We start from the raw sequence: 15,731 nt of genomic DNA, 5'->3' as shown, positions 1-15,731 counted from the left end.
GGCTATCCTGTAAGACGATCGACCGAGATGTGGAAGGACGACGGAACCCTGAAGAAGCCCGTTCCCGAGGGGCCGGCGCCCGAGCCCGTGGCGCAGCGGCTGAGAGTGCGCTACGCCAAACGGGGGAGGCTGCGCTTCACCAGCCACCGCGACATCTCCCGCGCCGTCGAGAGGGCGGTGCGGCGAGCCGGGATCCCGGTGGCCTACAGCGCGGGCTTCAGCCCTCATCCGAAGATCTCCTACGCCGGCGCCGCCCCCACCGGGGTGGCGAGCGAGGCCGAGTACCTGGAGATCGGCGTCACCCGGCACTGTGACCCGAGCGAGGTCCTGGCCGAGCTCGACGCCTCGCTGCCGCCGGGCCTGGACGTTCTCGACGTGGTGGAGGCCAGGGCGGGGGGCCTGGCCGACCGGCTGGAGGGCTCGGTCTGGGAGATCCGGATTCCCGGGGCCGATCCGGCCGTGGCCGAGGCGGCGGTGAAGGAGTTCTGGACCGCCGATCGGGTCGAGGTCGAGCGCCTGACAAAGAAGGGTCTGCGGCGGTTCGACACCCGCCAGGCGGTCGCTTCGCTGTCACTGGTGGACGGTCCGCCAAGAACAGCAGGTCAGGAGCCCGGTCAGCCGTGTGTCATACTTCGTATGGTTGTTCGGCACGAAACACCTGCCGTACGACCCGACGACGTGCTCATGGGTCTGCGTCTCGTAGCCGGCTTCGCGCCGCCGTCACCCCCTGAGGTGACCAGGCTGGCGCAGGGGCCGCTGGACGCTACGACCGGTGAGCCCGCCGACCCGTTCGAACTCGATCGGGCCGGCGGAGACCGATAAGACTTGCCGCCGCGGCGCCGACAGGAGGCCCGGCGGACCGTGAGAGACGAGAGCCTCCGCGCGGCGCGGCGACGTGCCCGGAGGCTGACGGGAGAGCGCCCGCATGCTCGACAACGAGCTGACTGACGGGGCCGTGAGCCTTGGCAGTGATACGACAGACGAAAATCGCGACGACAGCGCCGGCGCGACCGCGTCCGGCCGGGCCGCCACGCAGCCGCGCCGCCGCGCGGCGAGCCGTCCCGCCGGGCCGCCGCCGGAGCCGGACGACTTGCCGCCGCCCGTGACCACGGTGGTGGCCGCCACCGCCGCCCCCCGGGTGACAGAGCCCGCCGAGACCAAGAAGGCGCCCAAGCGGGCCACCCGCCGCCGGGCGTCGGCCGCCGCCGAGGCCCAGCGGACGCCGGAGCCCGGCGCCGAGGCCGCCGCCACAGAAGTCGCCGCCACAGAGGCCGCCGCCCCCGCGCCCACCGCGCCGGAGAGCGTCGCCGGAACCGCCGGAGTCGAGACCGCCGGAGTCGAGACCGCCGCGGCCGAGACCGCCGCGGCCGAGACCGCCGCGCCGGAGGGCGCTGCGGCGGAGGTCCCCGCGGCCGAGCCGGTACGGCGCCGCCGTACCCGCAGGAAGGCCGAGGAGCCGGTCGCCGAGGCGGACCCGCAGCAGGCCCCGCCCCAGACGCAGGCTGAGGAGCAGGTGAGGCGCCGGGGCGGCCGCACCAGGAGAAGTGAGGCGACGCCGGAACGATCCAGGGCCATGAGCGCCGCGGAGGCTCAGGTGGCCGCGGCTCTGCAGCTCAACCGGCCGGGCGAGGAGGACCTCAACGAGCCCTCCGACTTCGAGCCGCTGAAGGAGCACCTCCTCGAGGACGTCGAGCCCTTGGACGAGGTGGAGGCGGAGGAGGCGTTCGAGGCGACCGTCGAGGACGACGACCGGGCGCGGTTGATCGCCGACCCGTTCGCCGCCGCCCGGCGGGCCGACGTCCCGTCCGTGACGTTCCAGGCCCCGGCGCTGTTCCAGCCGCTGTTCCAGGCGCCCGACCCGTTCGCGGTGCCGGCGGCTCGTCCCACCACGCCGGCGACCGGGCCGGTGACGGGGACGGAGGAGCCCGAGGAGGCCGAGGAGCCGGAGGAGATCGCTGAGGCGGCCGAGGAGGAGATCGACGGCGAGGGCGAGACCGGCCCGCGCCGACGGCGCCGCCGCCGGGGCGGTCGCGGTCGCGGTGCCCGGCTCAGGGACGCCGACGAGGCCGAGGGCGCCGAGGATTCCGAGTCCGAGGGCGAGGCCGAGGAGTCGCAGGCCGCGCAGGACGAGGACGAGGACCACGACCAGGACGGCGAGGAGGCCGAGGGCGGGCAGGGCACCTCACGCCGCCGGCGGCGCCGTCGCCGGCGCGGGGGCGAGGAGGTCGAGCCCACCGGAGACGAGCCGCCGAACACGGTGGTCCGCATCCGAGCGCCGCGGGCCACCCGCGCCACCTCGGTCGACGAGGTCCAGGGGGTGCGTGGTTCGACCCGGCTGGAGGCGAAGAAGCAGCGCCGCCGGGAAGGCCGCGAGCTCGGCCGCCGCCGTCCGCCGATCATCACCGAGTCGGAGTTCCTGGCCCGGCGCGAGTCGGTCGAGCGGGTGATGGTCGTCCGCCGCAGGGGCGGCCGCACCCAGATCGCCGTGCTCGAGGACGGGGTGCTGGTCGAGCACTACGTCGACCGCGAGTCCAGCCAGTCGTACGTCGGCAACGTCTACCTCGGCAAGGTGCAGAACGTGCTGCCCTCGATGGAGGCGGCGTTCGTCGACATCGGCAAGGGCCGCAACGCGGTGCTGTACGCCGGCGAGGTCAACTTCGACACCGCGGGCCTTGAGGGCCAGCCCAAGCGGATCGAGGCGGCGCTGAAGTCCGGCCAGTCGGTGCTCGTGCAGGTCACCAAGGACCCGATCGGCCACAAGGGCGCCCGGCTCACCTCGCAGATCAGCCTGCCCGGCCGTTATCTGGTCTACGTGCCGGACGGCTCGATGACGGGCATCTCCCGCAAGCTCCCGGACAAGGAGCGGTCGCGGCTCAAGCAGATTCTCCGCAAGGTCATGCCGGAGAACGCCGGTGTGATCGTGCGTACCGCGGCCGAGGGCGCCTCGGAGGAGGAGCTCGGCCGCGACGTCGCCCGGCTGTCGGCGCAGTGGGAGAACATCCAGCGCAAGGCCAAGTCGGCCAGCCCGCCGGAGCTGCTGTCGGGCGAGCCCGACCTGACCGTCCGGGTGGTCCGCGACGTCTTCAACGAGGACTTCACCTCGCTGGTCGTCGAGGGCGAGGACGTCTGGGTGACGGTGGACGAGTACGTCAGGTACGTCGCCCCGCACCTGGCCGAGCGCCTGTCCAAGTGGGACGACCCGACCGACCTGTTCGCCGCGTACCGGATCGACGAGCAGATCGCCAAGGCGATGGAGCGCAAGGTCTGGCTGCCGTCCGGCGGCTCGCTGGTGATCGACCGGACCGAGGCGATGACCGTCGTCGACGTGAACACCGGCAAGTTCACCGGCCAGGGCGGCAATCTCGAGGAGACCGTCACCCGCAACAACCTGGAGGCGGCCGAGGAGATCGTCCGCCAGCTCCGGCTGCGGGACATCGGCGGCATCATCGTGATCGACTTCATCGACATGGTGCTGGAGAGCAACCGCGACCTGGTGCTCCGGAGGTTGCTGGAGTGCCTGGCCCGCGACCGGACCAAGCACCAGGTGGCGGAGGTCACCTCGCTCGGCCTGGTCCAGATGACCCGCAAGCGGGTCGGCCAGGGCCTGCTGGAGGCGTTCTCCACGCCGTGCGAGTGCTGCCACGGGCGGGGGATCATCGTGTCCACCGAGCCGGTGGAGGGCAAGCCCGAGCCGCGCGGCACGCAGGGCAAGATGGCCATCGAGAAGTCGGTGGCCGATAAGCTCGGGACCGGTGAGACCTCGGTGGCGGCCTCGTCCCGTACGGGACGCGACAGCGTCACCGACGCCTTCGAGCCGGGTGAGGAGGAGGCGGCGCAGAGCGGTTCGCGCGGCCGCCGCCGGTCCCGCAGGAAGGCGGCCGACTAGGACTCGCTTCCGGTGGTCCGCCCGGTTCGACCTCGGTACCGTGAATCCGGTACCCTGGTCATCCGGTGCGCTCGGTGTCGGCGTGCCTGGCTACGCGCGCCTGCCCGGATCGCCGGTTATCTGATCGACAGCAGACTGGATGCGGGGCGCGCATCTCAGCATTGAGCCAGTAGAAGGGTTCCGCGGTGTACGCGATCGTTCGTTGCGGCGGCAGGCAGCAGAAGGTCTCCGTCGGGGACGTCCTCGAGGTGGACAAGGTCGCCGGAGAGGTTGGCTCCTCGGTGTCGCTGCCGGCGGTGCTCGTCGTCAACGACGGCGATGTCACCACCGACGCTGCCACGCTTGCCAAGTTCCAGGTGACCGCCGAGATCCTCGGCGAGACCAAGGGTCCGAAGATCCGGATCCTGAAGTACAAGAACAAGACCGGCTACAAGAAGCGCCAGGGCCACCGTCAGCGGTACACCCAGGTCAAGGTCACCGGCATCAACCCCGGACAGTAATTCCCGGGGGACGACCCCCGCTGACCCCGAAAGGGAGTGAACCATGGCACACAAGAAGGGCGCCTCGTCCACCCGGAACGGCCGTGACTCGAACGCGCAGCGCCTCGGCGTCAAGCGTTTCGGCGGCCAGCTGGTGAACGCCGGTGAGATCATCGTCCGCCAGCGCGGCACGCACTTCCACCCCGGCGACAACGTCGGCCGCGGCGGCGACGACACGCTGTTCGCGCTGACCGCCGGTCACGTGCAGTTCGGCACCAAGCGCGGTCGCCGCGCCGTGAGCATCGTCCCAGCCGCGGAGTAGTCCGCCCGGGACGACGACGTAGCGAGATGAGGCGGATCGAGCATTCGGTCCGCCTCATTCATTTTTGATCAGGAAGGGGGAGCGGCTGATGGCCGACTTCGTGGACCACGTCGTCCTGCACATCAAGGCGGGAGACGGGGGGAACGGCTGCGCCTCCATCCACCGCGAGAAGTTCAAGCCGCTCGGCGGCCCGGACGGCGGCAACGGGGGGCGCGGGGGCGACGTGACCCTGGAGGTCGACCCCAACACCGCGACCCTCCTCGACTACCACCACCGGCCGCACCGCCGGGCGGGCAACGGCAAGCAGGGCATGGGCTCGAACCGGGACGGCGCCAACGGCGAGGACATGGTGCTGCCCGTGCCCAACGGCACGGTGGTCAAGGACGCGGCGACCGGCGAGGTGCTGGTCGACCTGGTCGGCGCGGGCACCCGGTACGTCGCCGCCCAGGGCGGGTTCGGCGGGCTGGGCAACGCGGCCCTCGCCAACGCCAAACGCAAGGCCCCCGGGTTCGCGCTGCTGGGCGAGCCGGGCGACGAGGCCGAGATCGTGCTGGAGCTGAAGACCGTCGCCGACGTGGCGCTGGTCGGCTTCCCCAACGCCGGCAAGTCGTCGCTGATCGCGTCGCTGTCCGCGGCCCGGCCGAAGATCGCCGACTACCCGTTCACCACGTTGATCCCCAACCTGGGCGTCGTGACGGCGGGGGAGACCGTGTTCACCGTCGCCGACGTGCCCGGGCTCATTCCCGGCGCGTCGGAGGGCCGGGGGCTGGGGCACGAGTTCCTCCGGCACGTGGAACGTTGCTCGACGATCGTGCACGTCCTCGACTGCGCGACGATCGAGCCCGGTCGCGACCCGCTGACCGACTTCGAGGTGATCGAGGCCGAGCTCGCGGCGTACGGGTCGCTGCAGGACCGGCCCCGGCTGGTCGCGCTGAACAAGGTCGACGTGCCTGACGGCAGAGACCTGGCGGACATAGTGACGCCGATCCTCGAGGAGCGCGGGCTGCGGGTCTTCGAGATCTCCGCGGCGAGCCACGAGGGCCTGCGGCCCCTGGCGTACGCGATGGGCGAGATGGTGGCGCAGGCCCGCGCGCTGGCGCCGGTCGAGGAGCCGACGCGCCTGGTCATCAGGCCGAAGCAGCTCGGCGAGACCGGGTTCTCCGTCCGGCGGGTCGGCGAGGGCGTCTTCCAGGTGACGGGTGACAAGCCCGAGCGCTGGATCCGGCAGACCGACTTCGCCAACGACGAGGCGGTCGGCTACCTCGCGGACCGCCTGGAACGGCTCGGTGTCGAGGAGGCACTGGTGGAGGCCGGGGCGCAGCCGGGCGCCGAGGTGGTCATCGGGTCCATGGAGGGCGGCTACGTCTTCGACTGGCAGCCGTCGAAGGGCGAGGTCGCGGCGGCGCTGGGGCCCCGGGGCAGCGACAGAAGGCTCGGCTGACCGGCCGCGTACGGCCGGGGGAATCGTAGATCGGACGGGAGCGGCGTGTCAGGCAGGGACCGGATCCGTACGGCCGCGCGGCTGGTCGTCAAGGTGGGCTCGTCCTCCCTGACGACCTCGGCGGGGACGATCGACGTCGACCGGGTCGACGCGCTCGTCGACGTGCTGGCGGCGCGGCGGCGGGAGGGCACGCAGATCGTGCTCGTCTCGTCCGGCGCGATCGCGGCGGGGCTCGGGCCGCTCGGTTTACGGGACCGGCCGAAGGATTTGGCGACGCAGCAGGCCGCGGCCTCCGTCGGGCAGGGAGTGCTGGTCGCCCGCTACACCTCGTCCTTCGCCCGGTACGGCCTGCGGGTGGGCCAGGTGCTGCTCACCGCCGACGACATGATGCGCAGGTCGCACCACCGCAACGCCCGGCGGACCCTGGCCAGGCTCCTTGAGCTCGGCATCGTCCCGGTCGTGAACGAGAACGACACGGTGGCGACCGACGAGATCCGCTTCGGCGACAACGACAGGCTGGCGGCGCTGGTCGCCCACCTGACCCACGCCGACGGCATGGTGCTGCTGTCCGACGTGGACGCGCTGTACGACGGCGATCCGCGCAGGGACGGGGCGAGGCGGATCGCGGAGGTCCGCGGGCCGGAAGACCTGGAGGGCGTCGAGCTGGGCACGTCCGGCCGGGTCGGCACCGGCGGCATGGTCACCAAGGTGCAGGCCGCGCGCATCGCGACCGGCGCCGGCGTGCCCGTCGTGCTCACGGCCGCGGCGCACGCGGCCCAGGCGCTCGCCGGCGGAGACGTGGGCACCTATTTCAGCCCCGGGGGCCGTCACCCCGGCACCCGGCTGCTCTGGCTGGCCCACGCCACCACGGGCCGGGGACGGCTGCATCTCGACCCGGGCGCGGTCGAGGCCGTCGTCGGGCGGCGCAAGTCGCTGCTGCCGGCGGGCGTGGTCAAGGTCGAGGGCGAATTCTCCGCCGGCGACCCGGTCGACCTGGTCGGCCCCGGCGGTGTGCCGGTCGCTCGCGGGCTCGTCGCGTACGACGCCGCCGAGATCCCCGAACTGCTCGGGAGGTCCACCCGGGAGCTGGCGTCCACGCTGGGCCCGGAGTACGAGCGTGAGCTCGTCCACCGTGATGACATGGTCATACTTGAGGCAGGCGACAAGTGAACGGGAGCGCGAGGCAGATGTCCGAGGCTGAGGAGTTCATGCAGGTCGCGAGGGCGGCCAGGGACGCCGCGACGGCCCTGGCACCGCTGCCCCGCGCGCCCAAGGACCACGCGCTGCGCGCCGTGGCGGACGCGCTGGTGGCGGCGGCCGACGAGATCGTCGAGGCCAACGCGGGCGATGTCGAACGGGCGCGCGAGGCCGGCACGCCGGCCGGCATGATCGACCGGCTGCGGCTCGACCGGGAGCGGGTCGAGAAGATCGCCTCAGCGGTCCGCGAGGTCGCCGACCTGCCTGACCCGGTGGGCGAGGTCGTTCGCGGCAGCACCCTGCCGAACGGCCTGGAGCTGCGGCAGGTCCGGGTGCCGCTGGGCGTGGTGGGGATCATCTACGAGGGCCGTCCCAACGTGACCGTGGACGCGGCCGTCCTGTGCCTCAAGAGCGGCAACGCCGTCCTGCTGCGCGGGTCGTCCAGCGCGTACGCGTCGAACACGGCGCTGGTGCGGGTCATGCGGGAGGCGCTGGCCGGCACCGAGGTCCCGGCGGACGCGGTGCGGCTCGTGCCCGGCCGCGACCGCGACTCGGTCAAGCATCTGCTGCGGGCCCGCGGCCTGGTCGACGTGCTGATCCCGCGCGGCGGCGCCGGCCTCATCAACAGCGTGGTCGAGGAGTCGACGGTCCCGGTGATCGAGACGGGCGTCGGCAACTGCCACGTCTACGTGGACGCCGACGCCGACCTCGACATGGCGCTCACGATCCTGATGAACGCCAAGACGCAGCGTCCCTCGGTGTGCAACGCCGCCGAGACGCTCCTCGTGCACGCGGCGGTCGCCGACGAGTTCCTGCCGAGGGCGCTCGCGGCGCTCGCGGGCGCCGGGGTGACGGTGCACGGCGATGAGCGCACCCGGGCCTACAGCGCCGACGTGGTGCCGGCCGGCGAGGACGACTACACGCAGGAGTACGTGTCGCTCGACATCGCCGCCGCCGTGGTCGACTCGCTCGACGAGGCGGTCGCGCACATCAGGAAGTACGGCTCCGCCCACACCGACGCCATCGTCACCCGGTCGCAGCCGGCGGCGCGGAGGTTCACGGCCACCGTCGATTCGGCGGCGGTCGCGGTGAACGCCTCGACCCGGTTCACCGACGGCGGCGAGTTCGGCTTCGGGGCCGAGATCGGCATCTCCACCCAGAAGCTGCACGCCCGCGGGCCCATGGGGCTGCCGGAGCTGACATCCACCAAGTGGATCTACACCGGGGACGGGCACATCCGGCAGTGAGCCCGGCCCGTGGCCGGACGCGGAGGAGCGCGGGGAAACGCCGCCCGGCGCGCCTCCGGGAATTCGTCGGTGCGGCCCGCTAGGGTTGGCGCTCCTATGGCTGGACGTCTCGGGCGGGTCGGCCCCTACGCGCTGGTCGAGCGCCTGGGCCGAGGTGGCATGGGTGAGGTCTACCTCGGCGCCAGCCGCAAGGGGGACCAGGTCGCGGTCAAGATGCTGCGCGACCCGATCGAGGGCGACCCGGACGCGAGGCTCCGTCTGGAGCGGGAGGTCCGGGCGCTCCGCCGGGTGGAGAGCCCGTACGTGGCGGGGGTCCTGGACGCCGACCTCTCCGGAGACCGGCCCTACCTGGTGATGGAGTACATCGAGGGGGAGACACTCCTCGACGTCGTACGGCACGGCGGCCCGCTGCCCCAGGGCCGCCTCATCACGCTGGCGCAGGGACTGGCCGCCGCTCTGGCGATCATCCACGCGGGCGGAGTCGTCCACCGGGACCTCAAGCCGGCCAACGTGCTCGTGCGCGACGGGGAGCCGGTCCTGATCGACTTCGGGATCGCCCAGGTGCTCGACGCCACCCGGGTCACCGCGACCGGGACGTTCCTCGGCACCCCCGGATACTGCGCCCCCGAGCTGTTCGCCGGTGAGACGGTGGGGGAGCCCGCCGACGTTTACGGCTGGGCGGCCACGGTGGCGTTCGCGGCGACCGGACGCCCCACGTTCGGCGGGGGGACCGCGGAGTCGCAGATGTACGCGATCCTGAACGGCAAGGCCGACCTGGTCGGCGTGCCCGCCGCCCTGCTGCCGCTCCTGCGGGCCGCCCTCCACCGCGACCCGGCGCGCCGGCCGACCGCGGCGCTGCTCGCCGACCGGCTGGCGCGGCTCGCCCGTGCGGGGTCTGAGGGGCGCGGGGCCAGGCCGGGACCGGCGGCCCGGCGCGCGGCGCTGACCCGGCCGCGGGCCCGGCTCGCGGCGCCCGGGGCGGACGACCGGGCTCCGGCCGCCGTGGCGCCATCGGCGGTCGTGGCCACCGCCGCGGCCCCCGCTGTGACCCCCGCTGTGGCCTCGGGGGCCGCCGTGGCGATGGAGGCGCCCCCCGCGACCACGCAGGGGGACCGTGCCGCCGGCATACCGACCGGGAACGCGGCCCTGCTCGTGCTGGCGCTGCTGGCCGTGCCGTGCGTGGTCGTCTCCGTGATCTACCCGTTGGTGACGTTCGCCATCACGGCCGCGCTGTGCGTGCTGGCCCGGGCGTTGTGGGCCGGGCACTGGCTGGTGCGGAACCGGAAGTCGACCCGGACCCGCGGCTTACTCCGGCTGACGACCTTCCCGCTGACCCTGGCCGGCTCGCTGCTCACCGCCGCCGCCTGGCCCGGGCTGCCGGCCGCGGCCGCGGCCTTCGTCGCGCTCTGGCTCGCGGCCGGGACCCGCCTGGAGCCCGACTGGTGGTCCCAGGCGGTGCCCGTCACGGTGGCGGGAGTCGCCTTCGGCATCGTCAGCGGCGGCATCCTCGGCCGGGAGGTCGAACGGGCCGGTGCCGCGATGCCGGGCCTCCGCCGTGAGGGGCTGCGTGCTCTGGCCGTGCTGGGTGGGTTCGTCGCCCTGTGCGCCGCCGCCGTCCAGGTCGTCGCGCTGTTCGTCTGACCGCTACGCGGTGCCCGCGCTCGTGACCGCCGCTCGTGACAGCGGATGACGGCGGCGGGTTCGTGACGACGGGTTCGTGACGGCGCGCCGGTCGGCCGGCTAGTTCTCCCGGCGGGCGAACCGGTTGAAGATGCGTTCGCCGGCGTTGACGGCTCCTTCGGCAACGTCGCGGAGCACGCCGATGAACGGGTCCTGCGACTGGGCCCACGACTCCCGGTAGGAGTTGGCCGCCGCCTTGACCTCCTCGCTCACACTCGCGTTCGCGTCGTCCTCGCGCCGCGGGTAGTCGCCGGCCAGGATCGCGTTGTACGTGCCGGAGCGGCGCCACCGGTCCAGTTCGGCCACCCGGGTCACGGCGAAGGGGTGGGTCGTGCCCAGCATGTTGAGGACCTTGAGCAGGCCGTCGCGGACGTCGCCTGCGGTGTCGTACTCGCGGGCCTGGTCGAGGAACGCCTCGATGTTCATCTCATGCAGCCGGGAGCCGCCCGCCAGCTTCATCAGGGCCCGCAGCGCGGCGTCCGGGTCCTGGCCCGCGAGCAGGCCACCCCGGTCGGCGGACATCTCCGCCTTGCGCTGCCACTCCTCCAGAGCGGCGACGATCACTCTCAGGCCGATGTAGCCCAGCGGGATCCAGGCGACCCGGGTCGCGAGGCGGGTCAGGATGGCCAGCATCGTGCCGTACACGGCGTGACCGGACAGGATGTGTGACATCTCGTGGCCGATGACGAAGCGCAGCTCCTCGTCGTCCATGAGATCGAGCAGCCCTGTCGAGACCACGATGAACGGCTCGTCGAAGCCGATCGCCATGGCGTACGCCTTGGGATCCTGCTGCACGTAGATCTCCGGGATCCGGTGCAGGTCGAGGATGTAGGCGCTGTCGCGGCCCATGTCGTAGATCGAGCGGAACTGCGTGTCGGTGGTGCGGACCGCCGAGGCCAGGAACATCAGGCGCAGGCGACGCTCGCCGAACAGCCCAGACATCCGCTTCAGCACCGAGTCGAATCCGGTCAGCGAGCGCATCGCGACCAGCGCGGACCGGTCGGCCGGGTGTTCGTACGCGCGGGAGCTGATGCCTGTCAGCTGCACGCGATTGCGATCGGGAGTGGTCATGCTCCGCATGCTATGTCGCACGGGCAGGAGACGCGCGGCACCCGCGGAGGGGCCGGGCGAGCGGCGCGGTGAGGGCCCGGAGAGGGCCCCAAGGGGGTCAGGAGAGGGTCCGGTGGGGCCCCGCAAGGGGGTGGGCAGGGAGGCCCGAAGGCGACGCGGGACCCCTGTGATCCCCGGTCCGCTATGCAAGCTATGGTCCGTTTCATGAGGAATGGGGCCGCAACCAGGCGGCTGGGAATCATGGGCGGCACGTTCGACCCGATCCACCACGGGCACCTGGTGGCCGCGAGCGAGGTGGCACACCACTTCGATCTCGACGAGGTGGTCTTCGTCCCGACCGGTCAGCCCTGGCAGAAGGCCGACCAGGCGGTCTCGTCCAGCGAGGACCGTTACCTGATGACCGTGATCGCCACCGCGTCCAACCCGCGGTTCGCGGTGAGCCGGGTGGACATCGACCGGCCGGGCCCCACCTACACCATCGACACCCTGCGCGACATCGCGGCCTGCTACGGCCCCGGCACCGAGCTTTACTTCATCACCGGCGCGGACGCGCTGGCGCAGATTCTGAGCTGGCGCGACGTCGACGAGCTGTTCACGATCGCCCACTTCGTCGGCTGCACCAGGCCCGGGCACACCCTGCTGGATCCCGGGCTTCCGGCGGGCAAGGTGAGCCTGGTCGAGATCCCCGCGCTGTCGATCTCCTCGTCCGAGTGCCGGCACCGCGTGGCCGCCGGCGAGCCCATCTGGTATCTCGTCCCCGACGGCATCGTCCAGTACATCAACAAGCGCGGCCTCTACCGCGATCCTTCGGAGTGATCCCGCTTGTCGCCCCCCACCGACCGTGCGTGCTTCCCCGAGAGCCCGCCGGAGGCGGCGCGGCGGCGTCGGCCTCGATCACCTTTTAGCCGTGGCGGGGCGCGCCCGGAGACGCTCATGGCGATTTCTTCAGCCGGAGCCCCGCGCGCCTCTCTTTACCCGGAGTCGGCGTTCTGAGCTGGGAAGACGGGTTGCCCACCGGTGCCGGGCCGTCCTTGTTTCATCTCCGGGTTGTCATGCTTTGCGGCTGTATGGACGACATGTCAGTTTTGTGGTCGTTAGCGTGTCAGTGAGGTTCAGCGCCAGAAAGGCGCTCGTCCCGGAAGTTTGATCCGGCGCTCCGTACGCCCTGCATGGCCAGGGCATGACCATGATACGTACGGAGTGATCATGCTTAAGGTAGCTCTCGCCGCCGGTGCGATGGCGGCTTCGGCGCTGGTCGTCCCCGTGACGCTGGCGGCACAGCCCGCGCACGCGGCCCCGGTGGCCCAGTCCGTAATCGAAATGCCGGCCAAGCACTGCCCGCCCGGCGGATGCCACAAGAAGCACCACAAGCACCACTACAAGCACCACTACAAGCACCACAAGCACTACAAGCAGCGGGCGCAGCAGCAGCAACAGCAGCAGCAACAGGCGGGCCGTGCCCAGCAGCAGCAACAGCAGCAGCAGCAACAGGGCGCCGGAGGCCAGCAGCAGCAACAGCAGCAGCAGCAGGGTTAGGAGGCGTCAGCAACCTCGGCAGCGGTAACGCTGCAGCGCCGGATCAAACCCGGGAACATCGACAGCCCCACAAGGCCCGGCCTTGCGGGGCTTCGTCTGTCCGGCGCCGGTCCGCGGGCCGGATCCGCGAGACCGTGTCGCGGCAGGCGTCGTCCCAGCTCCGGGAGCCCGCGGCCGGTGGAATCACGTCGCCGTCCGCCACGTTGAAAAGAGCGCGCCGGGGCATAACACAGAATTGTCGGGCGTCTCGCTACAGTCGACACCGCGAAAGCCGCTTGTACGGCGCCCGCGAAGTGTGCACCCTGGAATCACCCGACAACGGAGGACAGAACCGAATCGTGACCGCATCCCAGAGATCGATCGAGCTCATCACGGTCGCCGCAGAGGCCGCCGCGGAGAAGCTGGCCGACGACATCATCGCGTACGACGTGAGCGAGCAGCTCGTCATCACCGACGCCTTCCTGCTCTGCTCCGCATCCAACGACCGCCAGGTTCGCGCGGTCGTCGACGAAATCGAGGAACGCCTGCGGGTCGAGGCCGACGCCAAGCCTGTGCGCCGCGAGGGCGAGCGGGAGGGCCGCTGGGTGCTCCTCGACTACCTCGACATCGTCGTCCACGTCCAGCACGAGGACGAACGCGGCTTCTACGCCCTTGAGCGGCTGTGGAAGGACTGCCCCTCGATCCCGCTGCCCGAGAGCGTCAAGCGCGTGGCCGCGCAGCGCGGGCACAAGGCGGATCAGTGACCCACGGCGACCGGGCGGCGCGATGAGCCGCCGCGTGGTCTGCCTGCGGCACGGGCAGACGCAGTGGAACGTGGAGAAGCGGTTCCAGGGTCACAGCGACATCGCGCTCGACGAGACGGGGGTCGCGCAGGCCACGCGGGCCGCGTCCCTGCTGGCCGCCCTGCGGCCGACGCTGATCGTGTCGTCGGACCTGCGCCGGGCCTACGACACCGCCGCCGCCCTCGGCCGGGTCGCCGGCCTCGACGTCTCCGTGGACAAGGACCTGCGTGAACGCGGCGGCGGCGAATGGGAGGGCCTGACCCAGGCGGAGATCAAGGCGGGCTGGCCGGTGCAGTACGACGCGTGGGAGGCCCCGGGCGGTGAGGACGTCACCGACGTCGCCGATCGGGTCCGGGACGCGGTCGTGCGGTGGGCGGGCCGTCTCGGCGACGGCGGACTGCTCGTCGTCGTCTCGCACGGCGCCGCGCTCCGGCTCGGCATCTGCCGGCTCCTCGGGCTGCCCCAGGAGCACTGGTCGGCCCTCGGCGGCCTCGGGAACTGCTCCTGGTCGGTACTGGAGGACGGCCGCCGAGGGTGGCGGCTCCTCGAACACAACGCGGGGACCCTTCCCGAGCCGGTCAGCAGCGACGACAGCCCGATGGTCACCGCCGGCGTCTGAGGCGGCGGCCGGTGGGGCCGGTCACCAGGCAGGTGACGATTAGGTAAACGGATGGGCGTCCTTGTATGCTCTCCGAGCGCCGCGCCGGGAGAACCCGGAGCGGTGGCAAGGGGCTATAGCGCAGCTGGTAGCGCACCTCCATGGCATGGAGGGGGTCTGGGGTTCGAGTCCCCATAGCTCCACCCGCGTCCGGGTCCGCGGCCCGGTCGGACGACATGATCGTCCAATCCTTCGCCGTCACATGATTCCCCCCGAGCTGGGCGTATTCGGCGTCCTCCGGGTAGTGAGGGGCCATGATGAAGACGCGGCCCGTGGGCGTGGAAGAGGAGTTCCTCGTCGTCGACCTGGAGACGCGGCGGTTGACGCCCCTGGCCCAGGCGATGCTGGACCGGCTGCCGGAGGAGGGCTTCGCCGCCGAGCTGCAGCGGTCTGTGGTGGAGACGAACAGCACGCCCAGAGAGGCGCTGGGCGACGTCAGGGACGAACTGGTGCGGCTGCGCCGGGCGCTGGTGTCGGCGGCTGAGCCGATCGGGGCGGGCGCGATCGCATCCGGGACGAGCCCGCTGACCGGAGTCGAGGGGCATGTGATCACCCCCGGCGAACGGTATGAGTACCTCTCGGACAGTTATCGGCTGCTCGCGCAGGAGCAGCTCGTCTGCGGCGCTCAGGTGCACGTCGAGATCGACGACCGCGACGTCGCCGTGCTGGCGGCCCAGCGGGTGGAGGCGTGGCTGCCGCCGCTGCTCGCACTGAGCGCCAGCTCGCCCTACTGGCTGGACGAGGACAGCGGCCACGCGAGCAGCCGGGCCCTCGGCTGGCAGCGCTGGCCGACGGCGGGGCCTATCGGCCCGTTCGTCAGTGCCGCCGACTACGACCGGACGGTCGAGGATCTGGTCGCCTCCGGCGTCATCGAGGACAGGGGCATGGTGTACTTCGACATCCGGCTCAGCGCCCACGTGCCCACTCTGGAACTTCGGGTCTGCGACTCCTGCCCTCTCGTGGACGACGTGGTGCTCCTGGCCGGGCTCTTCCGTGCCCTCATCGCCCGGGAGAGCGAGTCGGTCATGAGGGGTGAGGCGTCCCGCGCGGAGCGGCGGCCCGCACTGCTGCGCGCGGCCGGTTGGCGGGCCGCCCGGTCGGGCCTGGAGGGCGACCTGCTGTCCCCGATCGACAGCAGGCCGGTCCCGGCCCCGCGGCTGATCACCTGGCTGCTCGACGATCTGCGGCCCACTCTCGAGGCGCTGGGCGACTGGAGCGTGGTGTCGGAGCTGGCGGACGCGGCGCTGCGCCGCGGCAGCGCGGCCGCACGGCAGCGCGCGGCCGTCGCCCTCCACGGCAGGGCGGAGGACGCGGTCGACCTGTTGTTGAAGGAGACGCGGGCGGGGTAGCGGCTCGCGACCTGTGTGACAGGGCGACGGGCGGGGCCGATAGCCTACTGGCCATGTTCCCGACACTGGCCGTGTCCCCGCCC

Annotated in this window: 14 protein-coding genes and 1 tRNA gene; 14 read left to right on the top strand and 1 reads right to left on the bottom strand. The window is 72.1% G+C overall.

Annotated features, from left to right (window positions below; all coding sequences use genetic code 11):
• The first annotated feature begins 27 nt into the window (after window positions 1-27).
• The 8 genes from JOL79_RS23125 (at window position 28) to JOL79_RS23090 (ending at window position 10,213) form a co-directional block, all read left to right on the top strand.
• Window positions 28-822: a TIGR03936 family radical SAM-associated protein gene (locus JOL79_RS23125; RefSeq protein WP_210157975.1), complete on the top strand. Its 795-nt coding sequence runs from the start codon at window positions 28-30 to the stop codon at window positions 820-822.
• 103 nt (window positions 823-925) lie between these two features.
• Window positions 926-3,886, top strand: a complete 2,961-nt coding sequence (locus tag JOL79_RS23120) for an Rne/Rng family ribonuclease (protein WP_210157974.1) — start codon at window positions 926-928, stop codon at window positions 3,884-3,886.
• Between the two features lie 185 nt (window positions 3,887-4,071).
• Window positions 4,072-4,386, top strand: coding sequence for a 50S ribosomal protein L21 (gene rplU, locus JOL79_RS23115; RefSeq protein ID WP_210157973.1), 315 nt, complete (start codon window positions 4,072-4,074; stop codon window positions 4,384-4,386).
• Window positions 4,387-4,429: 43 nt separating this feature from the next.
• Window positions 4,430-4,687 (top strand): 50S ribosomal protein L27, encoded by a 258-nt coding sequence (gene rpmA / locus JOL79_RS23110; RefSeq protein ID WP_210157972.1) that lies wholly within the window; start codon window positions 4,430-4,432, stop codon window positions 4,685-4,687.
• A gap of 88 nt (window positions 4,688-4,775) precedes the next feature.
• The gene (gene obgE, locus JOL79_RS23105) at window positions 4,776-6,128 is read left to right on the top strand and encodes a GTPase ObgE (protein WP_210157971.1); all 1,353 of its coding nucleotides are present in this window, start codon (window positions 4,776-4,778) and stop codon (window positions 6,126-6,128) included.
• A gap of 45 nt (window positions 6,129-6,173) precedes the next feature.
• The gene (gene proB, locus JOL79_RS23100) at window positions 6,174-7,298 is read left to right on the top strand and encodes a glutamate 5-kinase (protein ID WP_210157970.1); all 1,125 of its coding nucleotides are present in this window, start codon (window positions 6,174-6,176) and stop codon (window positions 7,296-7,298) included.
• Window positions 7,299-7,315: 17 nt separating this feature from the next.
• The gene (locus tag JOL79_RS23095) at window positions 7,316-8,572 is read left to right on the top strand and encodes a glutamate-5-semialdehyde dehydrogenase (protein WP_210157969.1); all 1,257 of its coding nucleotides are present in this window, start codon (window positions 7,316-7,318) and stop codon (window positions 8,570-8,572) included.
• 96 nt (window positions 8,573-8,668) lie between these two features.
• The gene (locus JOL79_RS23090; RefSeq protein ID WP_210157968.1) at window positions 8,669-10,213 is read left to right on the top strand and encodes a serine/threonine-protein kinase; all 1,545 of its coding nucleotides are present in this window, start codon (window positions 8,669-8,671) and stop codon (window positions 10,211-10,213) included.
• Between the two features lie 99 nt (window positions 10,214-10,312).
• Here the strand turns inward: JOL79_RS23090 and JOL79_RS23085 are convergent, their stop codons facing one another.
• Window positions 10,313-11,323 (bottom strand): M48 family metallopeptidase, encoded by a 1,011-nt coding sequence (locus JOL79_RS23085; RefSeq protein ID WP_210157967.1) that lies wholly within the window; start codon window positions 11,321-11,323, stop codon window positions 10,313-10,315.
• Window positions 11,324-11,527: 204 nt separating this feature from the next.
• Between JOL79_RS23085 and nadD the strand changes: the two genes are divergently transcribed.
• From nadD to JOL79_RS23055, 6 genes are all read left to right on the top strand, one after another.
• Window positions 11,528-12,139, top strand: coding sequence for a nicotinate-nucleotide adenylyltransferase (gene nadD, locus JOL79_RS23080; protein WP_230985285.1), 612 nt, complete (start codon window positions 11,528-11,530; stop codon window positions 12,137-12,139).
• A gap of 390 nt (window positions 12,140-12,529) precedes the next feature.
• Window positions 12,530-12,859, top strand: coding sequence for a hypothetical protein (locus JOL79_RS23075; protein ID WP_210157965.1), 330 nt, complete (start codon window positions 12,530-12,532; stop codon window positions 12,857-12,859).
• Window positions 12,860-13,197: 338 nt separating this feature from the next.
• On the top strand, window positions 13,198-13,602 hold the full coding sequence (rsfS, locus tag JOL79_RS23070; RefSeq protein ID WP_210157964.1) for a ribosome silencing factor: 405 nt from the start codon (window positions 13,198-13,200) through the stop codon (window positions 13,600-13,602).
• Between the two features lie 22 nt (window positions 13,603-13,624).
• Window positions 13,625-14,260 carry a histidine phosphatase family protein gene (locus JOL79_RS23065; protein WP_210157963.1) on the top strand — a complete coding sequence of 212 codons (636 nt, stop codon included), beginning with the start codon at window positions 13,625-13,627 and terminating at the stop codon, window positions 14,258-14,260.
• Between the two features lie 109 nt (window positions 14,261-14,369).
• A tRNA-Ala gene (locus tag JOL79_RS23060) sits at window positions 14,370-14,442 on the top strand.
• A gap of 111 nt (window positions 14,443-14,553) precedes the next feature.
• A complete protein-coding gene (locus tag JOL79_RS23055) occupies window positions 14,554-15,648 on the top strand; it encodes a carboxylate-amine ligase (RefSeq protein ID WP_230985284.1) in 1,095 nt (364 codons plus the stop codon).
• Window positions 15,649-15,731: the final 83 nt, after the last annotated feature.

The organism is Microbispora oryzae, from assembly GCF_017896165.1.
GTDB classification, from domain to species: domain Bacteria; phylum Actinomycetota; class Actinomycetes; order Streptosporangiales; family Streptosporangiaceae; genus Microbispora; species Microbispora oryzae.
The sequence above is the reverse complement of the archived record's forward strand: the minus strand, read 5'-3'. Positions and strand labels throughout refer to the sequence as shown.

Bases quoted from the DNA above. Each gene is read 5' to 3' on its own strand.
- JOL79_RS23075 (WP_210157965.1), top strand. From the start codon at position 12,530: ATGCTTAAGGTAGCTCTCGCCGCCGGTGCGATGGCGGCTTCGGCGCTG.
- nadD (WP_230985285.1), top strand. From the start codon at position 11,528: ATGAGGAATGGGGCCGCAACCAGGCGGCTGGGAATCATGGGCGGCACG.
- JOL79_RS23055 (WP_230985284.1), top strand. From the start codon at position 14,554: ATGATGAAGACGCGGCCCGTGGGCGTGGAAGAGGAGTTCCTCGTCGTC.
- JOL79_RS23120 (WP_210157974.1), top strand. From the start codon at position 926: ATGCTCGACAACGAGCTGACTGACGGGGCCGTGAGCCTTGGCAGTGAT.
- JOL79_RS23085 (WP_210157967.1), bottom strand. From the start codon at position 11,323: ATGACCACTCCCGATCGCAATCGCGTGCAGCTGACAGGCATCAGCTCC.
- JOL79_RS23090 (WP_210157968.1), top strand. From the start codon at position 8,669: ATGGCTGGACGTCTCGGGCGGGTCGGCCCCTACGCGCTGGTCGAGCGC.
- obgE (WP_210157971.1), top strand. From the start codon at position 4,776: ATGGCCGACTTCGTGGACCACGTCGTCCTGCACATCAAGGCGGGAGAC.
- JOL79_RS23125 (WP_210157975.1), top strand. From the start codon at position 28: ATGTGGAAGGACGACGGAACCCTGAAGAAGCCCGTTCCCGAGGGGCCG.
- JOL79_RS23095 (WP_210157969.1), top strand. From the start codon at position 7,316: ATGTCCGAGGCTGAGGAGTTCATGCAGGTCGCGAGGGCGGCCAGGGAC.
- rpmA (WP_210157972.1), top strand. From the start codon at position 4,430: ATGGCACACAAGAAGGGCGCCTCGTCCACCCGGAACGGCCGTGACTCG.
- JOL79_RS23065 (WP_210157963.1), top strand. From the start codon at position 13,625: ATGAGCCGCCGCGTGGTCTGCCTGCGGCACGGGCAGACGCAGTGGAAC.